This window comes from Corynebacterium sp. KPL2680 (assembly GCF_040225675.1).
GTDB lineage: Bacteria > Actinomycetota > Actinomycetes > Mycobacteriales > Mycobacteriaceae > Corynebacterium > Corynebacterium rhinophilum.
Map to the genome: position 1 here is coordinate 1 of NZ_JBEHFM010000023.1, position 26,117 is coordinate 26,117.

24 protein-coding genes are annotated in these 26,117 nt (G+C 59.6%); 9 read left to right on the plus strand and 15 right to left on the minus strand.

Translation table 11 applies throughout. The features are described from left to right. From ABRP66_RS09900 to ABRP66_RS09910, 3 genes are all read right to left on the minus strand, one after another. A partial coding sequence (locus ABRP66_RS09900; RefSeq protein ID WP_349838632.1) for a hypothetical protein occupies positions 1–258 on the minus strand: 258 nt, incomplete at its 3' end. Position 259: 1 nt separating this feature from the next. Beyond that, a complete protein-coding gene (locus tag ABRP66_RS09905; protein ID WP_284771154.1) occupies positions 260–586 on the minus strand; it encodes a PadR family transcriptional regulator in 327 nt (108 codons plus the stop codon). A gap of 470 nt (positions 587–1,056) precedes the next feature. Further along, complete coding sequence (locus ABRP66_RS09910; protein WP_284783587.1) at positions 1,057–1,644, minus strand: three-helix bundle dimerization domain-containing protein; 588 nt, start codon at positions 1,642–1,644, stop codon at positions 1,057–1,059. A 166-nt stretch (positions 1,645–1,810) separates the two neighbouring features. Here ABRP66_RS09910 and ABRP66_RS09915 point away from each other — a divergent pair, with 166 nt between their 5' ends. Both ABRP66_RS09915 and ABRP66_RS09920 read left to right on the plus strand, forming a co-directional pair. Further along, complete coding sequence (locus ABRP66_RS09915) at positions 1,811–3,658, plus strand: chorismate-binding protein (protein ID WP_349838633.1); 1,848 nt, start codon at positions 1,811–1,813, stop codon at positions 3,656–3,658. Next, complete coding sequence (locus ABRP66_RS09920; protein WP_284783590.1) at positions 3,655–4,407, plus strand: aminotransferase class IV; 753 nt, start codon at positions 3,655–3,657, stop codon at positions 4,405–4,407. Before ABRP66_RS09915 ends, ABRP66_RS09920 begins: the two co-directional genes overlap by 4 nt. 62 nt (positions 4,408–4,469) lie before the next feature. Here ABRP66_RS09920 and ABRP66_RS09925 read toward each other — a convergent pair whose 3' ends face one another. The 4 genes from ABRP66_RS09925 to glf form a co-directional block, all read right to left on the minus strand. Next, the gene (locus ABRP66_RS09925; RefSeq protein ID WP_284783591.1) at positions 4,470–5,945 is read right to left on the minus strand and encodes an ATP-binding protein; all 1,476 of its coding nucleotides are present in this window, start codon (positions 5,943–5,945) and stop codon (positions 4,470–4,472) included. A gap of 160 nt (positions 5,946–6,105) precedes the next feature. Then, on the minus strand, positions 6,106–7,035 hold the full coding sequence (locus ABRP66_RS09930; RefSeq protein ID WP_284783593.1) for an alpha/beta hydrolase: 930 nt from the start codon (positions 7,033–7,035) through the stop codon (positions 6,106–6,108). A 23-nt stretch (positions 7,036–7,058) separates the two neighbouring features. Further along, positions 7,059–7,274, minus strand: coding sequence for a hypothetical protein (locus tag ABRP66_RS09935; protein ID WP_284783595.1), 216 nt, complete (start codon positions 7,272–7,274; stop codon positions 7,059–7,061). A gap of 62 nt (positions 7,275–7,336) precedes the next feature. Next, positions 7,337–8,533, minus strand: a complete 1,197-nt coding sequence (glf, locus tag ABRP66_RS09940) for a UDP-galactopyranose mutase (protein WP_349837008.1) — start codon at positions 8,531–8,533, stop codon at positions 7,337–7,339. Between the two features lie 157 nt (positions 8,534–8,690). Here glf and ABRP66_RS09945 point away from each other — a divergent pair, with 157 nt between their 5' ends. Continuing rightward, positions 8,691–10,592: an N-acetylmuramoyl-L-alanine amidase gene (locus ABRP66_RS09945; protein ID WP_284852539.1), complete on the plus strand. Its 1,902-nt coding sequence runs from the start codon at positions 8,691–8,693 to the stop codon at positions 10,590–10,592. A gap of 19 nt (positions 10,593–10,611) precedes the next feature. Here the strand turns inward: ABRP66_RS09945 and ABRP66_RS09950 are convergent, their stop codons facing one another. The 6 genes from ABRP66_RS09950 to serS form a co-directional block, all read right to left on the minus strand. After that, positions 10,612–11,442, minus strand: a complete 831-nt coding sequence (locus tag ABRP66_RS09950) for an HAD family hydrolase (protein WP_349838634.1) — start codon at positions 11,440–11,442, stop codon at positions 10,612–10,614. Positions 11,443–11,464: 22 nt separating this feature from the next. Continuing rightward, entirely contained in the window at positions 11,465–13,012 is a 1,548-nt protein-coding gene (glpK, locus tag ABRP66_RS09955) for a glycerol kinase GlpK (RefSeq protein WP_349838635.1), read from the minus strand. Between the two features lie 30 nt (positions 13,013–13,042). Continuing rightward, positions 13,043–13,780, minus strand: coding sequence for an MIP/aquaporin family protein (locus tag ABRP66_RS09960; protein WP_284796729.1), 738 nt, complete (start codon positions 13,778–13,780; stop codon positions 13,043–13,045). 12 nt (positions 13,781–13,792) lie between these two features. Then, positions 13,793–15,517, minus strand: coding sequence for a glycerol-3-phosphate dehydrogenase/oxidase (locus ABRP66_RS09965; RefSeq protein WP_284796730.1), 1,725 nt, complete (start codon positions 15,515–15,517; stop codon positions 13,793–13,795). 300 nt (positions 15,518–15,817) lie between these two features. Then, the gene (locus tag ABRP66_RS09970) at positions 15,818–17,449 is read right to left on the minus strand and encodes a lysophospholipid acyltransferase family protein (RefSeq protein WP_349838636.1); all 1,632 of its coding nucleotides are present in this window, start codon (positions 17,447–17,449) and stop codon (positions 15,818–15,820) included. Positions 17,450–17,476: 27 nt separating this feature from the next. Continuing rightward, positions 17,477–18,733, minus strand: a complete 1,257-nt coding sequence (gene serS / locus ABRP66_RS09975; protein WP_284771168.1) for a serine--tRNA ligase — start codon at positions 18,731–18,733, stop codon at positions 17,477–17,479. Between the two features lie 65 nt (positions 18,734–18,798). Here serS and ABRP66_RS09980 point away from each other — a divergent pair, with 65 nt between their 5' ends. From ABRP66_RS09980 to ABRP66_RS09990, 3 genes are read left to right on the plus strand one after another with little or no spacing between them, the layout of a single operon-like run. Next, positions 18,799–19,548, plus strand: a complete 750-nt coding sequence (locus ABRP66_RS09980; protein WP_284771169.1) for a GntR family transcriptional regulator — start codon at positions 18,799–18,801, stop codon at positions 19,546–19,548. 27 nt (positions 19,549–19,575) lie between these two features. Beyond that, positions 19,576–20,625 (plus strand): septum formation family protein, encoded by a 1,050-nt coding sequence (locus ABRP66_RS09985; RefSeq protein WP_284771170.1) that lies wholly within the window; start codon positions 19,576–19,578, stop codon positions 20,623–20,625. Continuing rightward, a complete protein-coding gene (locus ABRP66_RS09990) occupies positions 20,626–20,973 on the plus strand; it encodes a metallopeptidase family protein (RefSeq protein ID WP_284771171.1) in 348 nt (115 codons plus the stop codon). It abuts the gene before it with no gap. Here ABRP66_RS09990 and ABRP66_RS09995 read toward each other — a convergent pair. Together ABRP66_RS09995 and pheA are read right to left on the minus strand one after the other, a co-directional pair. Next, positions 20,970–21,623 carry a histidine phosphatase family protein gene (locus tag ABRP66_RS09995; protein ID WP_284771172.1) on the minus strand — a complete coding sequence of 218 codons (654 nt, stop codon included), beginning with the start codon at positions 21,621–21,623 and terminating at the stop codon, positions 20,970–20,972. The two genes, ABRP66_RS09990 and ABRP66_RS09995, sit on opposite strands and share 4 nt — an antisense overlap. A gap of 9 nt (positions 21,624–21,632) precedes the next feature. Beyond that, positions 21,633–22,541: a prephenate dehydratase gene (pheA, locus tag ABRP66_RS10000; RefSeq protein WP_284771173.1), complete on the minus strand. Its 909-nt coding sequence runs from the start codon at positions 22,539–22,541 to the stop codon at positions 21,633–21,635. 33 nt (positions 22,542–22,574) lie between these two features. On the opposite strand from pheA, the gene ABRP66_RS10005 reads away from it, so the two are divergent. From ABRP66_RS10005 to ABRP66_RS10015, 3 genes are read left to right on the plus strand one after another with little or no spacing between them, the layout of a single operon-like run. After that, positions 22,575–23,711 carry an amidase gene (locus tag ABRP66_RS10005; RefSeq protein WP_284771174.1) on the plus strand — a complete coding sequence of 379 codons (1,137 nt, stop codon included), beginning with the start codon at positions 22,575–22,577 and terminating at the stop codon, positions 23,709–23,711. Next, entirely contained in the window at positions 23,708–24,418 is a 711-nt protein-coding gene (locus ABRP66_RS10010; protein ID WP_284771175.1) for a CPBP family intramembrane glutamic endopeptidase, read from the plus strand. The genes ABRP66_RS10005 and ABRP66_RS10010 overlap by 4 nt, the downstream gene beginning before the upstream one ends. A 59-nt stretch (positions 24,419–24,477) precedes the next feature. Continuing rightward, on the plus strand, positions 24,478–25,773 hold the full coding sequence (locus tag ABRP66_RS10015) for an LCP family protein (protein ID WP_284771176.1): 1,296 nt from the start codon (positions 24,478–24,480) through the stop codon (positions 25,771–25,773). Positions 25,774–26,117 lie beyond the last annotated feature (344 nt).

Consider the following 26,117-nt stretch of genomic DNA (forward strand, 5'->3'; position numbering starts at 1 on the left):
GTTCTCAGTACCTGGACATGGTGGTAGATTACCTTTCTTCCCAGCTCGACTGGGCTGGATATCAGGTGTCCACCAAATGGGGGTCAGGTCCCCACTCAAACGGACTTGACCGGCTCCAAACTCGTTCCTCAAGTTAACCCCAGCACCGTCACTTTCCATGACTCGTAGCATTTCTTGATTAATATCTGATTCGGAGACTGACCTTAACCTAAGCTCCCGAGCCAAGCTTTTCAGGTATTCGTCATTGAGAGTGCTCATGCTATTTCCCTTCCATCACATTGCGGATGCCGCTTAGTAAGTACTCCACGTCTTGGACGCCCTCATTGAGGGCATCTCGACCGGTGTCTGTAATCTGAATCATTTTCCGAGGAGGATCATCATGTAATTCCGCCCATCTCGAAGCAATGAGCCCTTCTTCCTCCAACCGAGTTAAAAGCGGATACACGGTACCGCTTTTAAAATCTCCAAGATTGAAACTTACGAGCATCTTTCTGATCTCATAACCGTATGACTCTCCCTTTGAAAGAATCGCCAGAATCGACAAGGGCAATACCGAAGATGCAATTTTACGAGTCCATTGCTTCACGAAACCTCCAACAAATATTTCAACCCAAGATAGGTCGATAACCTATATAGGTAGCAATTCTACCTACGATAAGGGTTGTCCCTCTAAAATGCGCGGACTTAAGTCAATTGATTTTCTTTACACCATTCTCAAAGAGAATATGGGCAATGGCACTAGCCCTGTCCTTAACCACAGGGGTCGCATTCAGCCGCTTACCAGCAACACCACGGAAACCAATGACGCCTGAATAGGCCAACTCTTCTATAAAAACGACACCACACGAAAGGACGCAACCGCTATTTGCGGGCAACCCCAATATTCTTAAAAGTGTCCGGATCCCCTCCTGCTACTTAACCCCTGTCTTCGACGCCGCGGGCTTCCGCTCGCGCCGCCCGCTCTATCTGGCCTACCACCGGAATGGAAGTACACTGCATGCATGATGAAAGGGCTGAGGTTTCCCTCAGCCCTTTTTGCTTTCGCCCTGCCTTAGGCTAGACGCGCACGGATTCAGTTACCGGGTCGATGCCCAGCTTGTTCAGCATGTAGTAGACGCGGGCCTCTAGGTCATCGGCAAGCTCGCGGGCCTGCTCAACGGCCTCAGCCGGGGCGATGTCCCAGATCTTGATGTCCTTGCCGGCCTCATCGCGCTCGACCTCGCGACCCAGGTACACGATGTAATCCGGCATGGCCACGGTCCGCACCTCTTCGAGGTACTTCTTGGGAGCCTGGCCCATGCCGCGCTCGCTCATGACGTGCGCCAGGTGGTCATTGCCGTCATTTTCCGGGTGGGCGGCGGCGGTATCGACGTAGAGCGCCTCCCCCGCGTGCTTTTTGGTGAGGTCCGCGGCGGCCTTGGCCAGGGCGTGGTTATTGCCTGCGGCGAAGCGAACGTGGATGCGGTGGGCGCCGAAGAACTCGCGCACCTCGCGCTCTACCAGCACAGGGATGAATTCCACGAGCCCGGCGTGGGCGGTGTGCTTGGCGATGACCTCGTCCAACTTCGCATCGATTTCAGCACGGGTATATCCGTGACCGTACTTGGTGTGCAGGTCGTGACGGAGGGTTTCAAACCGGTTCATTGTTATCCCCTTTCCTGGATTCTTTCCCCGTTTGCTTGTTGTTAACTTAAAGTTAACTTTACAACGCGGTGTGACATACGTCAATTGGTTGGTCGTAACCCAGTAGTTAAGGCGCGCGTGGAGCAAGTTACGCGTGGGGCGCACTGGGCTATAGACTCTGCCTTTGATGATCCTGCTCATTGATAATTACGACTCGTACACGTTTAACCTCGCCCACCTCATCGCAGAGGTCTCCGGAACCGAGCCGCTCGTCGTTCCCGCGGGCGAGGCCGCCAACATTCCAGATCGCGTGCGCGCCGGCGAGTTCAGCCACGTGGTTATCTCCCCTGGTCCAGGAACCCCGGAGGAAGAAAACGACTTTGGCATGTCCCGGCACGTTATCGAGGCAGCCGCCGCAGCGCGGATTCCCCTGCTCGGCGTCTGCCTTGGCCACCAAGGCTTGGCGATGCTCGCCGGTTCCCGCATAAGCCGCGCGCCCGAACCGCGCCACGGCTTTGTCTCCACCATTAGCCATTCCGGCGAGGGAATTTTTGCCACCATCCCGCAGGACTTTCAGGTGGTGCGCTATCACTCGCTGCACATTGAACCTGCCCCCGGCATCACCGTGCATGCCCGCAGCGAGGACGGCACCGTCCAGGCCCTCAAGGTCGATGGCCTGCCTCATTGGGGCGTGCAATTCCACCCCGAATCGGTGCTGACACAGCACGGCGCGACCCTGCTGCGCAATTTCCTCGGCGGTTTTCGCCTCCTCCACCGCGAGGTCCCCGGCGCGATTGACTGCCCCAGCGTCTTCGCGGCGCTGCAGGCAGACGGCAACGATGCCTTCTTCCTCGATTCCGCCGATGCGCGCGGGCGCTATAGCATTCTTGGCGATGCTACCGGCCCGCTTAGCCGCTCCTTTCGCTACCGGCTTGGCGATGCCCCCGATATCCTCACCACCCTCGAGCGCGAGCTATCCACGCAGGTCTTTGATGCACCAGATCTGCCATTTACCGGCGGGGTGGTAGGTTTCCTCGGCTACGAATGCGCGCAGCTTACCCTGCCCATCCAACTGCGCCACCGCTCGCCTTATCCCGATGCCTACTTCATCCAACCGCAGTCCTTCCTTATCTACGACCACCACCGGCAGGTAGCACACCTGTGCTGCCTCGACGGCGACGGCGCGCAGGACCTGCTCGACCGGCTGGAGGAAGCCCTGGAAGGTGGGCAGGTGGGAAGCGAGGGGGCATCGGCAAGCGCGGGCGCCTGGCGCACCACCGACTACCTGGACCGCATCCAGCGCGCCCAAGAGCTCTTGCACGCCGGAGAAAGCTACGAGGTCTGCCTGACCGATACCTATACCGCGCAGGCCACCGGCGATATTTACGCGGCGCTGCGCCGGCACAACCCGGCACCATACGCGGCGCATCTGGTCTTCGACGACGTGGAAATCTGCAGCGCCTCGCCCGAGCGCTTCCTCAGCGTGCGCGATAACCGCGTCGAGGCCAAGCCCATCAAGGGCACCATTCCAGCCCACCAGGACCCCGCGCTGCTTCGCGATGACCCCAAGACCCGCGCCGAGAACCTCATGATCGTGGACCTTTTACGCAACGATCTATCCCGCGTATGCGAACCCGGCACCGTGCGCGTTCCGAGGCTGATGAATGTGGAAAGCTACGCCACCGTGCACCAGCTGGTCTCCACAATCACCGGCCAGTTGCGCCCCGGCGCCACCGCGCTCGATGCCATCCGCGCCGCCTTCCCGCCCGGCTCCATGACCGGCGCGCCGAAGCTGCGCACCTGCGAGATTATCGATGCCCTCGAGGCAGGACCCCGCGGCGTCTATTCCGGCATCGTCGGCTACCTCGGCTATTCCGGCGAGGCGGATTTCAGCGTGGTGATCCGCACCGCGGTGCGCGCGGGTTCCGAGGTCACCGTCGGCGCCGGCGGGGCCATCGTCCTCGATTCCGATCCCGCAGCCGAGCTGGCCGAAAGAAATCTCAAGGCCCAATCTGTCATAGGGGCGTGGTCATGAGCTCCTATATCTGGCGCGACGGCGCCTTTATCCCCTGCACCCCACCAACCGCTTCCTGCACCGTGGCCGATTCCTGGCGCCATTCGCAAGGCCGCACGCACGGCCTCCAGCTCCACCTGAAGCGCTTCGAATCCGCCGCCGGGACCTTGCCCGCAGGCTTCGTCCCCGCCATGCTGGAGCTGCTTTCAGGCGGCGAGCTCTTTCCCCGCATTGTCCTCATAGCCGGCAACCTATACCTCGATATCCGGCCTGCCCCGGCCCCGCGCGCCCACACGCGCCTTACTTATGCTAAGGCCCCCGATCCCCGCGCACAGCCTCTAGTTAAAGGCCCGGACTTGCCCGCCTTGGCCGCCTACCGCAGCCAGTATCAGGTAAGCGGCACCGATGACACCGCGATTGTCGATGCCCACGGCGCCATCGCCGAAACCACCACCGGCGCACTCATCGCCTGGGACGGCGACACCCTCCTGCTTCCCACCGGCGTGCGCCTGCCCAGCGTGACCTTGCGCCAGGTCTTGGGCCGCTGCAATGACTTGGGACTTTCCACCGCGCAGCACCCATTGACCCCGGCACTCGCTGCGGAATGTCCCCTGTGGTTTATCAACTCACTGCACGGCATTAGCCCCGTCAGCTCCATACACACACCACACGGTTCCATCACTCCGCCACCGCACCCGGAGGCCGCAAGCTGGCAAAACTGGTGGTGGCAGGGTTTTAGCCCCGCAGGTGCAGGCGAACACTACACATAACACTCAACACAACACTGCACATGTTGAGTGTTGTGTTGAGTGTTGGGTGTTCAGGCGCCTGCCTATGTAACCAATCGATACCTCTGTTTAGGGCTGCGCAAAGGCTCCGTACGCTCGATCCGTCCACTATCTACCAATTGGTTCAGGATTCTGCGCACCCCACCTACAGAAATCCCGGCAGCCGCCGCAAGCTCACGGCTATTCGCAGACTGATGCTGGGCCAAATACTCCATAATCCGTTCACTAGAACCGCCGTGTATAGACGCACTCCGCTCCGGCAAAGTCATTTCACGCCGTTCAAAAGTTAACGTAAACGTGGTCAACGAATCCGCCGGCTTCGGCGGAGGAAGGAGTGTCTTTTGCAGCTGATCAAGAATCTCAATGTATCCAGTTCCACGGTTTTCCGCCACGTACCCAGACCCTCCGGAAATCGCCGTTACTTCCAATAGCTTAGACAGGTGCTGATTCCTCGCACTTGTCATGCCTGGATTCCCAAGGTTATTGACGTTCACCATTCCAAAAAGGCCACCCGGATTAATGATTTCTAGCCGGTCAGCGTACATATCAACCTGAACCTGTGTCCCTCTAGCCTGAGGAGAATAGTCCCTGTGCATGAGCGCATTAGCAACCGCTTCCCTGACCGCTACTGGAGGATAATCCGGCAAGTCTTCTCGGAACGCTCCATCGACGACGCCGCCTACCCGCATATTTTTCTCAACCGCGAAAACCACCGCTGGCACCAATTCCGGAATCGGGCCTACAAAACTCGCGTTATCAACAAATCTTTGACCTTTGGTCGAGGTCTTGGCCGTTCCCGCATAAGCAGTAAAAGTTACGTTGAGCCGCGGGAAAAATTCTTGCGGATAAATGCCGGCTACTAATAAGCCAGCCAAGGTCGGATGAACTTCCCCATCCTCTCCTACGCCGGTGAGATGCAGGGCTTTCAATGCCCTTTCATCAGAGAACTTGCCAAAAATCCCAGGCCGCAGGCTTCGTTCGCGCTCTAGGATTTGCTGGACGATGTCCCGATCGAGGTCTGCAATAGTAGCCGCCTCCACGACCTCCAGATCCCACGAGGGCTGCATCTTATTTTCTTCGAGACGATCGATTTCATAGGGCTTCAAAAGCCGGTCTTCATCGTGCTCGCGAATGTAGCTCCCGTTATATTTAGATTGCGCAGTAACCCAGCACGGTTTATCAAAAGGCGCAAGCTCGGGAATTTCCGCAACTACTACCGGCGCGCCATCGACAGCACCAATTTCTACATCGGCACGGATAGCAGGGGTCAATTTCTCCGCGCATGCCTCCACAAATGCTTTGGCTATGGACTCGGCTTGGAAGCCTTCGACGGGAAGAAACCCCGACTCCTCATCGAGGCCGAAGATGATCGTTCCACCTTTTCCGTTGGCAAAAGCAGACACCGACCGCGTTATCTTCTTGGGCAGGCCTCCACCAGCTGCTTTTGCTTCAACCGTGCTGGTGTCTTTGCCTATGGCACGCAAATTGTGAACAATCTGCTCAATTTCTTCTAGGTCCATCGTTTCCCCGTTTGCCTCTCACCTTCAGCCGAGCACTACACATAACACTACACATAACACTCAACACAACACTCAACATGTGCAGTGTTGTGTTGAGTGTTCGTGTTAAGTGTTGGGTGTTCACGCCGAGCTTTCTATTAGCTCCGGCAGATCGCGGCCTTTAGCCTTGGGCTCGCAGCGCACGCTTTAATTCGCTGCCAATAATGGTGCGCGCAATCAACGCATCCGAAATAATCCCGCCCATCTGGACGAACGGATGGACTTGACCCTTAAATTCGATAGAACTCACTACATTGCCCGCATTGAGCATTCGCTCAGCGTAGTCACTTACCTCAGAGACCAACGGATCGAGTTCACCGGTGATCACTGTCGCTGGGGGTAGCCCCGCCAGTTCGCCATTCCTACCGGGTGACATACGGATATCCGTGCGGTCTGCAGTGCCCGCATAAGAATCATAAAAATAGTTAAGGCGCCGTCGAGTGAGGTAGTAGCCGCCGCTAAAGTCCGAATGGGATTGCGTATCAAAGGTGGATAAATCCATGACGGGATAAATCAGCACCTGATGCGCCAGCTGATCGCGCAGTTCTTGTGCGATGACCGCTGCGATATTGCCGCCGGCGCTGTCACCGCCCACGGCAACGCGGGCTGGATCGACACCAACCCCCAATTCTCCTTGTAGCACCCCGTCTACTACCGCCCGGCAATCATCCAACGGTGCCGGGAAGGGGTGTTCCGGTGCACGACGATAGTGCACACTGATACACATAATTCCAGATTCTGCGGCAATATCCCGCACGGTTGTATCCGTGGTCTCTAAATCCCCCAGCACCCAGCCGCCTCCGTGGAAAAAGATGAAGGCGGGCCCTGCCGGCTGGGCATCGGAAAGCTCCCGCTCCTCCGGTATATAAACCCGCACCGTGACACCGCGCACCGAGGTCTCATACACAGACGCCATCCGGGTTTTCTTGCCCCACGCCGCTGCCGTTTTCAGCTGGGCGGCACGGTTTTCTTCCGGGCTACGCGTATCTAGCTGTGGGGCATCCTTGTTTAAGTCGAGGAATTTTTGGGCTTCAGGCTGAATGAACACCATAAAAATACTTTCCAGTGCTGCATCTATTGAGCAATGCGAGCACTCATAATTGCGGGGTTAAGTAGCGGAAAGGCCCGCCGGGTGTTCCGGCAGGCCTTCTTTGCTTGCTGCTTTTTCTTATCGGGAATGCGCGTTGCGCGGCTGCGCAGTTTCAAATGCTCCTGGAGCCACTCCGGGGACATCTTCCACATGCTGCGGTCCGCGTGCCCGGGCTTGGTGTATTTCTTGCGTTGAGCCATGCCGTCACCTCCTAACCTGTGAGGTGACTAAGCATAGCGTGCCCAGGGCAAATTAGCAGCTCTTAGTGGCCGCGCTCTTGCTCGATGGCCTTGCCCTCGTTCCAGAAGGGTACGAGCTTGTTATCGAATAGGGACAGAGCGGCGCCGATGGCCATGTGCATGTCCAAGTACTGATAGGTGCCCAAGCGGCCGCCGAATAACACCTTGTTCTCCTTGGCTTCTTGGGCCGCTAGTTTGCGGTACGCCTCCAGCTTGGAGCGGTCCTCCGGGGTATTGATGGGGTAATACGGCTCATCGCCCTTATCGGCAAAGCGCGAGTACTCCTTCATGATGACCGTCTTATCGGAGGGGTAACGATCCTTACGCTCAGGGTGGAAGTGGCGGAACTCGTGGATGCGGGTGAAGTCCACATCAGCATCGTTGTAGTTCATCACCGGGGTGCCCTGGAAGTCACCGGTATCGAGGACCTCGAGGTCGAAGTCCAAGGTGCGCCAGCCGAGCTCGCCTTCGGCGAAGTCAAAGTAGCGGTCCAGCGGGCCGGTGTAGATAACGGGAGCATCCGGGGACTCGGCGCGCAGATCCTCGCGGACATCGAACCAATCGGTATCCAGGCGGACCTCGATGTTTTCATGATCCGCCATGTTTTCTAGCCACGCCGCATAGCCATCGACGGGCAGGCCTTCATAGGTGTCGTTGAAGTAGCGGTTATTGAAGGTGTAGCGCACCGGCAGGCGGGTGATATTGCTGGCTGGCAGTTCCTTGGGGTCGGTCTGCCACTGCTTGGCGGTGTAGTCGCGGATGAACGCCTCATAGAGCGGGCGGCCAATGAGCGCGATGGCCTTTTCCTCCAGGTTCTTGGCCTCATCCGCAGAGAATTCGCCGGCCTGGTCCTTGATCAATTCGCGGGCCTCATCGGGCGAGTAGTAACGGCCGAAGAATTGGTTGATAAGCCCCAGCCCCATGGGGAATTGGTAGGCGGTGCCATCGTGCATGGCAAAGACGCGGTGCTGGTAGTCGGTGAAATCAGTGAACTGGTTGCAGTACTCCCACACGCGCTTATTAGAGGTGTGGAAGAGGTGCGCGCCGTATTTGTGCACTTCAATCCCGGTGGTGGGCTCCGCCTCGGAGTAGGCATTGCCACCCAGGTGCTCGCGGCGCTCAACAATGAGCACCTTCTTTCCCAGCTGGCTAGCGGCCCTTTCCGCAACGGTCAGGCCAAAGAATCCGGAACCAACAACGATGAGGTCATAAGAAGTCATGGCTTCCACTTTATTGCACTCCAGAGGGGAACACGGGTCATCGGCGTGTCGCAACAAGATTCACAGCTGCCACACTCGTAGCATCACTATCAACTGTTAACTTTTGGCAACCGTTTTTACAGCTACATCGGCACTTACTCAACCCAGGGAGAATAGAGTGAAGCAACGACGTCGACTAGTTCCCACGAGGTCAACGTGGACCACACCCGTCATCGCGACGGTTTCCTCCATTGCCCTCGTCATGGCGGCCGCATTCGGCGGCCAGCAGGTCCTTAAAACCCAGGACTCCGGTTCTGGCGGACCCATCGAGGTTAAAAACGCCTCTGAAAACTTTAGCAACGCCGACTCCGTCGTCGTTGATGATCCCGCCGTGGCAGCGCAAGGCGATGGCGAGGGCCCGCGTGCCGTCAAGCACTTCCACCGCGACGAGGCGTTCAACATGTTCGCCGTGACCTGGGAGGGCAAGCGCGACGTGCACTCCTTCGTCCGCTCCAAGCAGGAGGACGGCTCCTGGAGCGAATGGTTCGATATGGATGCCATGAACTACGGCGATGGCAAGAACGGTACCGAGCTTATTTACGTGGGCGATACCAACGATGTGCAGGTATCCATGGCCAATGTGGACCTCGTAACCGGTTCCAACCTGGATGACGATGCTGAGTTGCCCGATAAAGCAACCGGTGCTGCGGATGCCAACCGCGCCGCCGCGCAGCCCTATAACGTCGGCGATATCGCCCCAGTAGCTGATGAAAACAACACCGACCGCACCACCGTGTCGGACCTGGATGCCGTCTTTATGGACGGCAATGCCCAAGAAGGCCAAGCCATCGAACCTACTGCCGCCACCGATGGCATGCCAAAGGTAGTGTCCCGCTCCGGATGGGGCGCCGATGAATCTAAGCGCTGCCAGCAGCCCACCTACGATGACGGCATCAAGGCGATGACGCTGCACCACACCGCGGGCTCCAATAACTACACCCCGGCACAGGCCGCCGCGCAGGTTCGCGCTGCCTATGAATACCACGCTCAGAACCTGGGCTGGTGCGATATTGGATACAACGTGCTCGTGGATAAGTTCGGCACCATCTACGAGGGCCGCTACGGCGGTCTCGACAAGGCCGTCCAGGGCGCACACGTTGGTGGCTTCAACTCCCACAACTGGGGCATCTCCATGATTGGCAACTACGAAAATGAAGAACCGTCAGAAAAGATGCTGAACTCGGTGGCAGAAATTGCCGGGTGGAAGGCCGCGATCTCCGGCATCGATCCCACGGGCACCGCTACCCTGACCTCTGGTGGCTTTGGCGGATCCCGCTTTCCAGCCGGCGCGCAGGCTACGGTACCCGCATTCAGTGGACACAATGATTTCCACTACACCCAGTGCCCGGGTCGCTACACCACGCAGAACTGGCAGCAGATCCGCGATAACACCAAGCAGAAGTACAACGCGGTTAAGGCTGGCGGTAACTCTGCTGCAATGAACTGGGATAAGAAGTCGCCATCGAGTAACGGCGGTCATTCCACCCCGGGCGAGGCCACCTCCTCCATCGGCGGGGTGGACATTCCGGTATCGACCATCCAGGCCTTGGCAGGCATCGCCGCCGCCGTATTCGGCGTCCTAGTGTCCAATGACCGCGTGGCACAGCCGGATGCTGATAAGAAGCTTGCCGGTGACCTGACCGCTGGCGATATTCCGAATATCGTCAACAAGGTTGTGCAGCTTTCTAATAACGAAGGCCTCAAGGAATCCTGGACCTCCGTCCTGAACGCCTTTGGTCCCGTCTTGGGTCTCGCCGTTGGCGGACCGGACACCACCGATTCCGGCAAGATTATGTACCAGCTCTTCAAAAACGGTGTGGTCCTCTCCTCCGAGGACTCCGAGGCAAAGGCCCTGACCGGAGAAATTGCCAAGAAGTGGGCGGAAGGCGATAACGCTTCCAAGCTCGGCCTGCCCACCACAAACGAAATGAAAGACGGCAAGGAAATCCGCGTTCAATTCCAGGGCGGCGAGATTGTCTACAACATGGATACCGAAAAGGTAGACATCTACACCGACTAACCTCCCCGTGGAGCGGAAGTTAGAACCAGCGCTCCAATACCTGTGCCACGCCCGCCTGGTGGTTGGCCACGGTGACCGCATCAGCGGCCGCCTTCACCGCCGGGAGGGCGTTTTCCATTGCCACCCCGCAGCCGGCCCAGGTGAGCATCTCAATATCGTTGGGCATATCCCCAAAAGCAATGGTCTCTTCCTGCGCTATCCCATGCTGGTTGGCCAGCCACTCCACACCCCGGCGCTTGGTGACATTAGGGGCCGCGACCTCTAATACACCCTCCTGCATGGAATAAGTAATATGCGCCAGCTCCGGATCAATATGGGGAGCAATCAAGTCGTAGAGTTCCGGTGCGGAATAATCCGTATTCCGGATAAGCAGCTTGACCACCGGCTGCGCCACCAGCTCGCCCACGCCGACCACACCAAAGCCCTCAAAGAGGGCATTTTCGGAGTAGTGAGGGTCGACCACGAAGAGCTGATCGGGGGCATCGGCAAGCGAACCGCCCGCCCGCTCTGCGCCAAAGCCAACCGTGCCGAGGACGCGCTGCGCTACCGTCACCACCTCTTCTAGCGCGTCTGGATAAAGCTCCCGCGCCGATAGCACGCGGTCTTCCGCGGAATCATAGAGCACCGCCCCATTTGAGGTCACGCATACCGGGCGCACCGTGAGTTGCTCTAGGACCGGCTCTATCCAGCGAAAAGGCCTGCCGGTGGACAAAGCAAAATAAGCACCCTGCTGCACCGCCCGCGCCACTGCGTCGCGGTTGCGACGCGGGACGCGATGATTGCGGTCCAGCAGGGTGCCGTCAATATCACTCGCGATGAGCCGAGGGGCCCGGGTAGGGAAAGTATCCATACCCGCGAGTTTACTTCAGGACTTAAAAGTCCAACTCATCCTCATCGGAGTCTTCCCAGTTCAAGGAACGCTTGATAGCGCGCTTCCATTCACCGTAGAGGTAATCCACCTCTTCTTGCTCCATCTTGGGCTTGAATACGGTGAGGTCACCGCGCTGGGCATCCAGAATGCTGAGGTCTTCCCAGAAGCCATTGTCCAAACCGGCAGCGACAGCGGCGCCGGTTGCGGTGGTCTCAATGTTCTTCGGGCGGTGTACCTCCACGCCCAAGATGTCAGCCTGGAACTGCATGAGCAGCTCGTTGGTGGTCATGCCACCATCCACGCGCAGCTCGGTGATTTCCACGCCGGAGTCCGCCACCATGGCATCTGCCACATCGCGGGTCTGGTAAGCGGTTGCCTCGAGGACGGCGCGAGCCAAGTGTCCACGGTTAGCAAAGCGGGTCAGGCCCACGATGACGCCGCGGGCATCGGAACGCCAGTGCGGGGCGAAGAGACCAGAGAATGCCGGGACGATGTAAACGCCGCCGTTATCCTTGGTCTCCCGCGCCAAGTTCTCGATGGCAGAGGAATTAGGAATGAGCTGCAGGTTATCGCGCAGCCACTGCACCAAGGAGCCACCCATGGACACGGAGCCTTCCAGTGCGTATACGGGGCGCTCGCCCTCGCGCTGGAAACAGACGGTGGTCAGCAGGCCGTTTTCAGAGAACTTCGGGGTGGTACCGGTGTTCAGCAGCAGGAAGAGGCCGGTGCCGTAGGTGTTCTTGGCCGAACCCGCGCGGAAGCAGCCTTGGCCGAACATAGCGGACTGCTGGTCACCCAGGATGGCGCGAATGGGAACGCCGGCGAGGGAACCGCGCTCGCGGACGGTGCGGAAATCACCCAGGGACGGGCGGATCTCCGGCAGCATGGACATCGGAATGCCCATTTCCTTACACAGCTCTTCGTCCCACTCCAGCTTTTCGATGTCCATGAGGAGGGTACGCGAAGCGTTGGTCACGTCCGTTGCGTGCAGCGCTTCCTTGTCGCCGTCTCCCTCGGCACCACCGGTCAGGTTCCACAGCAGCCAGGAGTCAATGGTGCCGAAGAGCAGGTCGCCCTTTTCGGCGCGCTCGCGGACGCCATCGACATTGTCGAGGATCCACTTAACCTTCGGGCCGGCAGGATAGGAGTTGATCAGCAGGCCGGTGCGGCGGCGCCACTTATCCGGGCCCTCTTCACCAGCCAGTTCCTTACAGATAGCGGAGGTGCGGGTGTCCTGCCAGACGATGGCGTTGTAGACGGGCTCGCCAGTGTTCTTATCCCACACAACGGTGGTTTCGCGCTGGTTGGTGATACCGACGGAGTCGATATCTTCTACTGTTATATCGCCATTGGCCAAAGCCTCCCCCACGGCGCGGCGGGTGTTGCTCCAGATCTCCTGCGGGTCGTGTTCTACCCAACCCTTTTCTGGGAAGATCTGCTCGTGCTCGAGCTGGCCCACGGATACCTGATCGCCATCGTGGTTGAAGATGATGCAGCGGGTTGACGTGGTTCCCTGGTCAATAGCTGCGACGTATTTCTTATCACTCATGTGTCTAATTTCTCCTGTATAGGGGTTGGATTAAAGCGCAATGGACAGTAGACCAACGGCGACGGCCGAAAGCAGCGGGCCAACAATCGGCACCCAAGCATAGCCCCAGTTAGCGCTGCCCTTGTCCTTAATGGGCAGGACGAAGGCGTACATCAAGCGTGGACCCAAGTCACGGACTGGGTTGATGGCATATCCCGTAGGCGTACCCAGGGACAGGCCGACGGCGACAACAACGAACGCCACACCGAAGTAGCTCAGCGGTCCCAGCTCGCCGCCGGCAGGGCCGAAGGCGATGAACATCAACAATACGGTAGTAGCGATGAACTCGGTCACCGTATTCCAGCCATTGTGCGGGTGAGCGGGGGCCGTGAAGAAGATACCGGCGGTTTCAGAATTGGCCCCGGTGACATTGCCTTCTTCATCGTAGTTATTCGCATCGAAGAGCTGCTTGAATGCGGCCCAGGCCAGTAAGGCACCGAACATAGCGCCCAGGATTTGGCCCAGCGCGTAGAACGGAACCAAGTTCCATTCGAGCGAACCATTGAGTGCGAGCATGAGCGTTACCGCAGGGTTCAAGTGACCGCCGGAGGGGTCGGCGACGCTGGCGCCGACGAAGACGCCCATGCCCCAGCCCAAGGCAATAACAATCCAGTCGGAGCCACGAGCGCCCGAGGTGCGGAGGTTTACCAGCGCGCACACGCCATTACCAAGAAGCAGCAGCAGCGTGGTGCCGATAAACTCCCACAAAAATGCATCAGATCCAGCCATAAGTGTCTCCCCTTATCCTTGAGTCTCGGTCGGACGAGCGGAGCCAGCGCGGACCAGAATGTCGTTAGCTTCGCGGTCAGTTACAGCTGCCTCAGCGGCCAGCTCTGCCTCGGTGTGCTTGGTGAAGGTATCCACCTCGAGCTGCTTGTCTTCCTCGCTCCAATCCAGCAGCGGAGCAACGAAGTCCGCAACAGCGGGAGCTGCGTTGACGCCACGGTCACCGAATTCGATGGCAACGCGGAGGCGACGGGTCAAGATATCGTCCAAGTGCAGCGCGCCCTCATGGGTGACGGCGTAGCGCACCTCAGCCCAGAGGTAGGTCTCTGCGCCAAGAACGGGATCGAGCAAGGACTCGTCATCCTGCGCAGGAGCCAGAACCTCACCCAAAAGCGAACCGTAGCGGCCGAGCAAGTGCTCGATGAAGTCCTCGCTCAGGTTGTAGCGGCGGGCCAAGGTAGGAATCTGGTTGGCCAGTGCGTGGTAGCCGGCAGCACCCAGGATCGGGGTGTGCTCGGTGATGGATTCCGGCACCTTGCCGCCGAGTTCTTCCACGGCCAGGTCAACTGCATCCTTACCGATGACGCGGTAGGTGGTGTACTTACCACCGGCAACGGAAACCATACCCGGAGCTACGCGAGCCACGGCGTGGTTGCGGGACAGGTTGGTGGTGGAATCGGACTTACCGGATAGCAGCGGGCGCAGGCCGGAGTAGACACCGACGATGTCATCACGGGTGATCTGGCGGCGCACGCGCTGGTTGACCTCATCCAGGATGTAGTCAATATCCGCCTTGGTGGGGGCGGGATCCGGCAGGGATAGGCCCTTTTCCCAGTCGGTATCGGTGGTACCGATGATCCAGTAATCGCCCCATGGAATGACGAAGAGGACGGACTTTTCGGTCACGAAGCACAGTGCTGCTTCTGCATCCAGGGCATCCTTTGGCACGACGATGTGCACGCCCTTGGAAGCGTGAACGGTGAACTTGCCTTCCACACCGGCCAGCTCCTGGATCTTGTCGTTCCAGACGCCGGTGGCATTGATGAAGACCTTACCGCGCACGGTGGTCTCGCGGCCGGTGGCGGTATCACGGACCTTAGCGCCAACGACGCGGCCGCCGCGGTCCTTGTCAAAGCCGATAACTTCGGTATTGGTGCGCACATCGGCGCCGTACTCAGCGGCGCTGCGCAGCACGGTCATGGTGTGACGGGCATCGTCCACCAGGGTGTCGTAGTAGCGCACACCGCCGACGATGGCGTCTTCCTTCAGACCCGGGGTGACCTTAAGGGCGCCCTTGCGGGTGAGGTGCTTTTGCATCGGCACGCTCTTTGCGCCACCCATGAGGTCATAAAGGGTAAAGCCACCGAACATCATGACGCGTTCCCATACGTGGTGGGTGAGCGGGAAGATGAACTTCAGCGGCTTGACTAGGTGGGGAGCCAACGTAGACATGTTGAGCTCGCGTTCCTTCAGGGACTCTGCCACGAGGCGGAAGTCAAACATTGCAAGGTAGCGCAGGCCACCATGGAACATCTTGGAAGAGCGGGAAGAGGTACCTGCGGCGAAGTCGCGGGACTCCAGCACTGCGGTCTTCAAACCGCGGGTCGCTGCATCCAGTGCCGCGCCGGCACCTACGGAGCCACCACCGATGATGACCACATCGTAGTCCTCATCCGCGTAGCCATTCCACACATTTTCAAAATATTCGGGGTTAAAGGATTGATTGCTTTGCTGGGTCATTAGAGACCGCATCTCCTTCCTTGGTGCTCATGTGTGCTTGCTCCGACAAACAATGAATGAGATGGCGTAAGCACAGCTAAAAGCAAGTTTTGGATGATTCATGATGGCGACTATTGCACTCTAAAAAGAAGAGCCAATATCTCCTATCTCCTATGCTAGAGGTCACCGGGTAAACATTCACTAGAGGTTTCTCACACGTAACTTCCGGCCCCGTAAGCAGTCAATTTCCGCCCTTTGCTTAGTCATTCAAAAAGAAAACCACCCCCTCGCGGGGGTGGCAACGTCAACGTTTGCACGCGGCTAATCTTTTTGTAGCCGGGCCATCGCTTCCAGAACCTCGGACATACCTGCGCGCTCGGCGGAATAGGTCACTGCCTGCGCCTCCTTGACCACCTCGATGGGTGCGGTCTCTAGGGCAACGACCGGGATGTGATTCAAAAATTCTTCATCCCCTGGCTCATTACCAAAGATCAATGTCTCGCTCGGCTTGGCGTCCAAATCATCTAGGATGCAGTCCACGCCGGCGGCGGCCGTGGCCGAGGTGACCTTCATCGCTTCCTTGTCCACCAGCGGCTTTTCGGCCTGTTCATCAAGCTGGATATGCCACACCGCCTGCGGGACATCGAGATCCGCATCGCACGACACCACGATGAGTACCTCCGCCGCGGGGTAGATGCCTTCTAGCGCCGCCTTCAACCGCGGGGTCAGGGCACCATCTTCCCAGTTCAGCGTGCTTTGATGCGCCACTACTACGCGCGGGATGTCAGAAAACTGGGCCTTGAGCCGGTGCGGCAGGCGGGAAACGATCAGGCGCGATTGGGTCGCCGCGGCGAGCAATCCTTGCTCTACCACGGATCCTTCCCAGATCTCCTTGCTGCTTGCGGCAATTGAGGCCTGGGCCTGCGCCACATCGGTCTTCAATTGCGCCATGACATCGGCGACCTTATCCCTGCCTTCATCCAAGCCACGGGTCGCCTCTTCCACCACGGCATTGAGATTGGTTTTGACCCACTCCAAGGTATCGGCCGCGATGTGCTTCTTTTCCTGTGCCTCGTCGCCTTCGTGTATTTCCTGGGCTTCCTTGCCTTTGGCAGAGGCCATGTGGTTGCGTACGAGTTCAACGGAGGAAACGGAAACGCGCTCTTTGAGCCCTACCAAGTCATCGCGCAAACGACGCACCCGGTGCCGCTCCGTTTCCACCTCCGCATCGCGCGCCTCGGCCTCTTCCAGCGCCGGGGCGGAACCGCCCTTGCGCGCGGGCACCCAATATTCGCCGGCGGGCATGGGTCCGAACTCCGCCTCGTAATCCTCCCAGAGTCCCTCCAGGGCCGCCTGCATGCGGCGGCGGATTTCTGCGGTATCGGCTTCTGGATCCCCGGTGGGATAATACGGCTCGAGCGCGGCGATAAAGACCGGAGTCTTGGTGCGTCCCAAGTTCTTCTTGTGGCCCTTTGTCCACAGGCGCTGCGAACCAAATATCACCTGCGGCACAACCGGCACGCCGGCTTTAAAAGCGATGCGGGATGCGCCGGTTTTCATGCTGCGGATTTCAAAGCTGCGGGAAATCGTGCCTTCAGAAAAGACGCCGACGAGCTCGCCGGCTTCGGCAAGCTCCACCGCCTTGCGCAAGGACTCTTTGCCATCGATGCGATCTACCGGCACGTGCCCCATGGCACGCAGCAGGGCGCCCACGCCCGGGGCACTAAAGATGCTGGCCTTAGCCAGAAAACGCACTAGACGCTTTTTGCGATAGGCAATGAACGCACCGAAGAGAAAATCCATATACCCGGTGTGATTGCACACGAGGACGGCGCCGCCGTCATCGGGAATATTTTCTTCCCCCGACAGACGCATCTGCAGGCCTTGGGCCAAGGTGAGGCCGCGCCCAATGTGGGTGATCTGGCGGTACAAGAAATTCGTCGCAGCGTTCATGGTGCTCCTTTGGGTTTGCTCCGCAGGCTACTGCGGCGTGAGAACATCCTTGCCCACGAATGGGCGCAGGGCCTCTGGAACAACGACGGAGCCATCGGCTTGTTGGTGGTTTTCCAAAATCGCCACGATCCAACGGGTGGTGGCCAGGGTACCGTTCAAAGTGGCGGCTACCTGCGTTTTCCCGTTCTCATCGCGGTAACGGGTAGATAGGCGGCGGGCCTGGAAGGTCGTGCAATTGGAGGTAGAGGTCAGCTCGCGGTAGGTGCCCTGGGTTGGCACCCACGCCTCGTTGTCGAATTTGCGGGCAGCAGAAGAGCCCAAGTCACCGCCGGCGATATCGATGGTGCGGTACGGCAATTCCATCGCAGCCAGCATTTCCTTTTCCATAGCGAGGAGCTTTTGGTGCATGTCCTCGGCATCTTCCGGCTTGCAGTAGACAAACATTTCTAGCTTGTCGAATTGGTGCACGCGCAGGATGCCGCGGGTGTCCTTGCCGTGGGAACCGGCCTCACGGCGGAAGCAGGAGGACCAGCCCGCGTATTGCAGGGGGCCATTGGACAGATCGATGATCTCATCCTTGTGGTAGCCGGCCAAGGCTACCTCGGAGGTGCCCACGAGGTAGCGATCATCGGCCGGGAGGTAGTAGATCTCATCGGAGTGCTGGCCCAAAAAGCCCGTTCCGGCCATGATCTCTGGGCGCACCAGAACCGGCGGGATCATCAGCTGGAAGCCGGCTTCCCGTGCCTTCTGCGCCGCCAACATCAGCATGCCGAGCTGCAAAAAGGCGCCATCGCCGGTGAGGTAGTAGAAGCGAGCACCGCCGACCTTCGCACCGCGCTTGACGTCAATGAGCCCCAGGGACTCGCCGAGCTCAAGGTGGTCCTTTGGCTCGAAATCGAAGTGCGGGATCTCGCCTACTTCTTCAACGAGAACAAAGTCATCTTCGCCGCCGGCGGGCGCGCCTTCGACGACATTATCGATCTTGTACTGCAGCTCTTCCACCGTGGCCTCAGCCGCGGACCGAGCCTCTTCTGCCTCTTTTACCTTGGCTTTCAGCTCATCTGCGCCTTCCAGCAACGCTGGGCGCTCATCTGGGGAGGCCTGACCAATCTTCTTACCCAGGGATTTCTGCTGGGAACGCACCTCGTCTGCCTTCTGGATGGCAGAGCGACGCTTCTCATCGGCTGCGAGGAGCTGATCCACGAGCGAGGGGTCTTCCCCACGGGTGACCTGAGAGGCGCGGACAACGTCTGGGTTTTCACGGAGTAGCTTGAGATCAATCACGGAACTGATTCTAGCGCACTGCCTTTGCCTTGCCGTGGTAATAACCAGCGAATTATTATGGAATCATGTCCTCCTTAGAATTGCCGGCCCGCGAGATTAGCGATGGCCCTACCCCCAAGCACGCCCAATTGCACGATATTCTGGAGGAATTATGTAATACCACCCTCAAACCCGGTGATATCCTCCCTGGTGAGAGGCTCCTGGAAGAGACCTACGGTGTCTCCCGCATTACGGTGCGCCGAGCCATCGGGGATCTCGTTGCCGCCGGTAAATTGCGCCGCGTGCGCGGAAAGGGCACGTTCGTTGCCCCCAACCCCTTGGTATCGCGCCTGCACCTGGCCTCCTTTTCCGATGAAATGAGCGCCCAGGACGTGGTGGCCTCCTCCAAGATTCTCAACAGCGGCCGCGCTAGCGCACCGGAGGCGGCCACCAACTTCTTTGGCACCCCTGCCACAGAGGAACAGATTCATTTGCGCCGGCTGCGCTTGGGCGATGGCGAGCCTTATTCCATCGATGACGGCTGGTACAACTCCACCTTTGCGCCGAGCCTGCTGGAAAATGACACCTATAACTCGGTGTACTCGATTTTGGATAAGACATTTGGTGTCCCCATCACGGACGCGGACCAGACCGTATCCGCCATTGCCGCCAATGAGGAGATTGCGCCGCTTCTCGATGTCCCCGTGGGTTCCCCACTGCTGCACATCGTGCGCTGCTCGCGTTCGGAGGATAAGCCCGTGGAATGGTGTTCCTCGGTCTACCGCACCGATAGGTACCACCTGAATACCCGCGTTTCCCGGGATACCTCAATCTAGAAAAGACCCTGCTTAAGGGGTAAGATAATGGGCCTTATGAAGAAATCACCTGCGTGGCGTTCCGCTGTGGCCGTCCAGATTGCCTTGATCTCAGCAATCGCGGCGGCCGTTTTCATGGGCATCTACGGCATTGTCAGCAACCACGGCTCCAACGGGTCCGATAATACGGCCTCTTCCGGGCAGTCCGCTGAGGGCGGTGCGGATGGCTCGGGATCTTCCGATCCCAAAACGGAGCCTTTTACCTCCGCTTCCGCCGGATCCTGCGTGACGTGGGATATCAACGAGGATGGTTCTGCCGCTTCCTTCAAAGAGGTGGAATGCTCCGAGCAGCACCGCTTCGAGGTCTCCACCGTGGAGGATCTCAGCGTCTACCCCACCAGTGAATTCGGCCCAGATGCCTCGCGGCCCGCGCTTACCCGCCAGCACCAGCTGCGCGATGAGCTCTGTGAATCCGCCACGGTGAGCTACCTGCACAGCAAGTGGGATCCGCACGGCAAATACGATATTGCCTCCATCCTGCCGCCGGAATCCGCGTGGAATAACGGTGACCGCACCCTGCTGTGCGGCCTACAAACCACCGATGATCACGGCGTACCACAGTTGACCACCGGCAATGTCGAGGCCTCCGAGCAGGCCAATCTGGCTAAGCCGGGCGAGTGCTTGGCCATCGATGATCAGCAGGTACCGCACGTCGTGGACTGCGGCCAGCCACACCAGTTGGAGACAGTATCCGTCATCGACTTGGGCAAGAAATTCCCCGACGCGTACCCGGATGGCAAGGAGATGGATAAATTCCTCTCGGATACCTGCACGGCCGCCGCCGAGGACTACCTGGGTGGGGAGGAGCAGCTCTACCAATCCACGTTGCAGCCGTTCTGGGGAACCGTGTCTGAAGAGTCCTGGAATGGCGGTACCAAGTCCGTGAACTGCTCGCTCGTCCACGCCCGCGATGATGGCGGCTTTTCCTCCATCACTGGCACCGCCACCGGTGGCCGCCAAGCGCTATCCATCGATGGCAACCCGCCGGAGGACCGCCCAGAGCGCAACCCGATTCGCGATAATAAGCCGGCACCGTAAATGTATTCCGTTTCGGAAGAGCGCTTCGAGGAGATGGTCAATGACGCCCTCGATCAGGTGCCCGATGAATTCGTGCGCAAGATGCGCAACCTAGTGATCATGGTGGAAGAGGAAAACCCCGATGATCCCACCTTGCTGGGGCTCTATGAGGGCGTGGCCCTACCCCAGCGCACCTTCGACCACACCGGGTATTTGCCCGATGCGATCTTCATCTACCGAAACACGCTGCAGCGCTGGAGCACATCAGAAGAAGACTTGGCCGAGCAGGTCAAGGTCACGGTCTTCCACGAGCTAGGCCATTACTTTGGCATGGAAGAACACGAGCTGCACCAGCTGGGCTGGGGTTAGAGATCGATATCGGCCCAGCGGGTAAGCGTCCATTCGCCGAATTTCTTGCCACGCGGCTCCATCACGGTAAAGCGGCAATTGGGCATATAGCCGGTATAGGCAAAGTCCGCATCCGCGCCGGTGGCGTGCTTGGTTACCACCCGGATGGCGGCGCCGTGGCTGACGAGGATGACATCGCGGTCATCGGCAAGCTGCGCCGCGATCTCTTCCAACGCGGGCTGGAAACGCGAAAGCACGTCCTGAAGCCGCTCGCCGCCTTCCATGGCGGCCTGGCTATCGCCATAGCACCAGCCGCGCATGGCCGTATCGTGGCTGCGGTGGGCGGCCTCGCTGGCATCGAGCTCCCAATCGCCGGCGAAAATCTCCTGCACATTCGGGATGACATCGATGGGAATGGAAAAGCGTGGCAGGCCCCGCTCCTGTTCAAAGGCGCGCGCCGCCAAGGTGGCGGTCTGCTGCGCCCGCAGCGCAATCGAGCACTTGAATTCGACCTCGCGCTCGCCCACAAAACCCGCTAGCTCCCGGCCCACCTCCGTGGCCTGGTTGCGCCCCAGATCCGTAAGCTCCGCGCCCGGCGGCCGGGTATCAAGCAGCCGGGAGACGTTGGAATGGGTTTGGCCATGGCGCAGCAGGATGATTCTTCCAGTCATGCGTCCAGATTATTGACCCCTGCGCGCCCTCGCCACCCAGGCATCCGCCTCTGCCAGGTCCCGCGGTGGGTGGCCGGCGGGCGTCGCGGTGGGCCAGGAGCCCAAAAAGCGCAGTTCCTCCGCCCGCAACCACACCGCGCGCAGGGCCTCAGCAACCGGCTGGTCATCAATATGCCCAATCAAGTCCACATAGAAGCGGTAGTTACCAAAGGTTTGGCGCGTCGGCCGTGACTCAATCCGGGAGAGATCCACCCCACGGTAGGCAAAATCTTGCAGGGCCCCCACCAGGGTTCCCGGCTGGTTGGGCAGGGTGAAAATGACGCTGGTGCGATCCTGGCCGGTGCGCGCGGTCGGGCGCCCCGGCAGGCCCACCAACACAAAGCGGGTGGCCGCGCCCTGCACGTCAGCCACGCCGCTCGCCCTGGTTTCTAGGCCGAAGATTTCAGCCGCCCGCGCTGGCGCCGCCGCAGCGTCGACCTCGGCGCGCGCTACGGCCTGCGCCGCCGCCGCATTCGAACTAGCCGGCACGAATTCCACGCCCGGTGAGTTCTCTGCTACCCAGCCGCGGATTTGTTGGAAGGCCACAGGGTGCGTGCTCAGGCGCGTGATGTCTTTCGTTCCCGGCCTTGTCATGATGCTGAAGGTAACGGGGATATCTACCTCACGGTAAATCTGTACGGGATCGCCTTCTACCAGTGCATCAAAGGTCGTCGTCACCGCACCATCCACGGAGTTTTCTATGGCGACGCAGGCATAATCGGCCTGCCCAGCGCGCACGGCCGCCACCGCCGCCGATGGCGAGTCCACCGGCAGGGTCTCTACGGTCTCCCCGCGTGCTTCCCACTCGGCGGCGAATTTGTGCACGGCGGCCTCCGTGAACGTACCGGCGGGGCCTAAGAAAGCGATGGTTGTAGTCATGCCCGTCACCTTAGCCCACTAGACTGGTGCGCCATGGACTTTTCCATAGAACGACTGCGCGCAGAGGTGCAGGGCATGAGCCCCGCAGAGCACGGTTTTACCTACCTGGATCTGCAACGCGCGCCTACCCGCACCGGCGGGCTGCGCGAGTGGGTCCTATCTGCAAAGGATCTCAACGATGTCGCGGGCATGCCCACCACTTTGGGCAATGCCAAGCGCACGTACTATCCCGCGGTCAGCGAGCCGTTCATCGCGACATTGGAAAAGCAGGGCGCGACGTTCATTGGCAAGTCCTCCACCCCGGAGTTGGGCTTGCGCGTCGATACGGAGCCTGTGGATCTTCCCCACCCCGATAATCCCCTTTATCCAGGCCGCACCCCGGGCGGATCTTCTGGCGGCGCGGCCGTCCAGGTAGCCCGCGGCCTCGTGCGCGCGGCCCAGGCCAGCGATGGCGGCGGTTCTATTCGCGTTCCCGCCGCGGCCTGCGGGGTCGTGGGGTTTAAGCCTGCGGGCAGCAACCTCGGCACGGAGGGGTTTATTACCCGCACCGTGGCCGATAATGCGTTCCTGCACGGCCACCGCATGATCACCCCGCGCGCCCGCATTGGGCTCTTACTGGAGCCGCTTTTTGCCGCGACCCGGGTGGAGGCCCACCATCTGCGGGCGGCACGCGAGGCCGCAGATCGGCTGCGCGCCGCGGGGTTCGAGGTCGTCCCCATTGCGCCGTATCGGCAGGCAGCGGCCACATTTGCGCACTTCCGCGAGATTTTTACCTCCAGATTTGTGGGGCTGCCGCAGGCAGAAGGCTACGCGGCTTGGGTGGCCCAGCAAGGCGCTACCGTAACCGCCGCCGAGCTAAGCGCCGCGCAGCGCCATGTCCGCCACCTTCCGGAGCTCTTGGCGCAGCAGTGGCGGGTCGATGCCATTATCACGCCCATGCTCACCGCGGATCCCCCGCCGCGGGGGCATTTCCTGTCCCTTCCGCACGCGGAGAATTTCGACGCCCAAACGCGCTGGTCCCCCTGGGCCTCGCTGTTTAATATGGCCCAATTGCCCGCCATTTCCGTTCCTTGGGCCATCCCCGCGCACCCGCCCGTCGGCGTGCATGTGGGAGGCATTACGCTTTCCGATGCCCAACTTTTAGGCCTCGCCCACATCCTGCACCCATGACCAAGAACCTCCGCGCCGAGCTACTCATCGTCCTGACCCTGACCTTTGGTATTTCCGGGGTCCGGGCGGTGCTGCGGCTTATCAATTCACTGGCCGCCCCGCAGTTGCTCAATGAGCAATCCGTCACACTCAACTCCAGCCAATCCAGCCTGGCGTGGGTGGATTTGGGCCTGCAATTGTGCTCGGCGGCGGTCCTTTTTGCCTATGGTGCGCTGGCACTTTTCCTGCTGGCACAAGACCACATTAAACCCGCCGCCTACCGCGCCTCTGATTGGTTGCACGGCGCGGGACTAGCCGCGCTCATTGGCATCCCAGGCCTCGTTTTGTATTTCGTCGCGGTGCAGTTTGGCTGGAGCAAAGAGGTCATCCCCGGTGACTTCGACAATGCGTGGTTAGAAATCCCGGTATCCCTCATCAAGGCCGCCGCCAATGCCTTTGCAGAAGAGACCGTGGTGGTCATGTGGCTGATGACCAGGCTGCGCCAGGCGCGCTGGTCGCTGCCGGCCGCCTTGGCGGCAAGTTCCATCCTGCGCGGTTCATATCACCTGTACCAGGGGGTATCGGCCGGCTTTGGCAATATCATCATGGGCATAATCTACGGCTACTACTATCACCGCACCGGCCGCGTGTGGCCGCTTATCATCGCGCACTTTCTTATCGATGCCATCGCTTTCCTCGGCTATTCCTTCGGCCTTTCTGTACTTTAAGTGTGGCTTGCTCGCGGAGAAAGCGGGGGAATTGGCCGGCGCCTTGTAAGGTATAGCGCATGACTGAATCAGGACGAGATCCGCATCGGGAGGCGCGCCGCGCTGGCGATAGCTCATCCAGTGAGTTCGTCCTTGGGGCCGATGGCCGTCCCCTCAAGGACCGCTACGGTCGGCCCATTCGCCGCCGGCCGCGCACGAATCGTGCCGAGCCGCAGCAGCATATCCCACGCCAAGAAACTCCTACCCGCTACCCCAGCCAGTACCGGGCCCAGCAGCAGCGTTCCGCGCAGCAACCACCACAGCGGCCACAACAGCCACAGCAACAGCCGCCACGGCGACCACAACGATCGCAGCCGCAATCGCCGCAGCAGTTGCAACAGCGCTACCAGCCACAGCAAGCGCAGCAACCGCCCCGCCACCATTCCAAGCCACACAGTCGCCGGAAAAAGACCAATCCAGTCAAACGATTCTTTGGCTGCGCCGGCATCTTTGTCCTCTTCGTCGTGGTGTGCAGCCTTATCTTCGCGCTGTGGGCCGATACGCGCCTGACCCGCGTGGATGCCCTCCCGGATGAGCAGGTGGCCAATACCTCTGGCACCAATTGGCTGTTGGTGGGATCCGATTCCCGCCAGGGCCTATCCGAAGAAGACCAACAAGCGCTCGGCACCGGTGGCGATGTGGGCGAGGGACGCACCGATACCATCATGCTCCTGCATATCCCGCGCTCCGGCCAAGCCCAGCTGGTCTCCATTCCGCGCGATAGCTACGTGGAAGTACCCGGCTTCGGCATGGATAAGATCAACGCCGCCTTTGCCTACGGCGGGCCAAAGCTCCTCACGCAAACCGTGGAGGGCAATACCGGCCTGCACATTGATCACTATGCCGAAATCGGCATGGGTGGTTTGGCCAATGTGGTCGATTCCGTCGGCGGCGTTGATATTTGCGTTGCAGAGCCCATCAATGACCCGCTGGCGGGCATCGATCTGCAGGAAGGCTGCCAGAAGCTAGAGGGAAGCGATGCGCTGGGTTATGTGCGCACCCGCGCCACCGCAATGGGCGATCTCGACCGCGTGCAGCGCCAGCGCGAATTCTTCGCGGCGCTGCTAGACAAGATCACTTCCCCAGCGACGCTGATTAACCCCTTCCGGTCGATTTCCCTGATTAACCACACCGCCTCCTCTTTCATCGTGGGCGATGGCGACCACGTATGGCACCTGGCCCGCGTAGCGCTTGCGATGGGCTCCGGCGTGGATACGGAAACCGTCCCCATCGGCGGGTTCCAGGACACCGTCGTGGGCAATGTCGTGCTCTGGGACGATGAAGGCGCTCAACAACTCTGGGACTCCATGAAATAACTAGGCACACTTGTGGCAGTGCCCTACTGCAAAAATCCGTTAACCATTCCTACGCGACTGAACTCATCCGTACCTAGAAGCGGGATGACGATTTTCAGACGGAAGTCGTGGCGTTCATGTGGGTGTCACGGTGGAACGCGGCTACGCTCCACCAAAGCTTGAGATACCGAATCCTGGGCTCAGGTCCCCGTGCTGGCCAACTTATTGTGCGAAAATATCTAATGGTTTGTGTGTAGGTTCCCAACCTACATAAGGAGTTAAGCCAGTATGACTAGTGTGGCACGACGAGATCCGGCTGATAAGGCCAAGATTGATGCGATTGAAAAGAAGCTTCTTGCTAACCC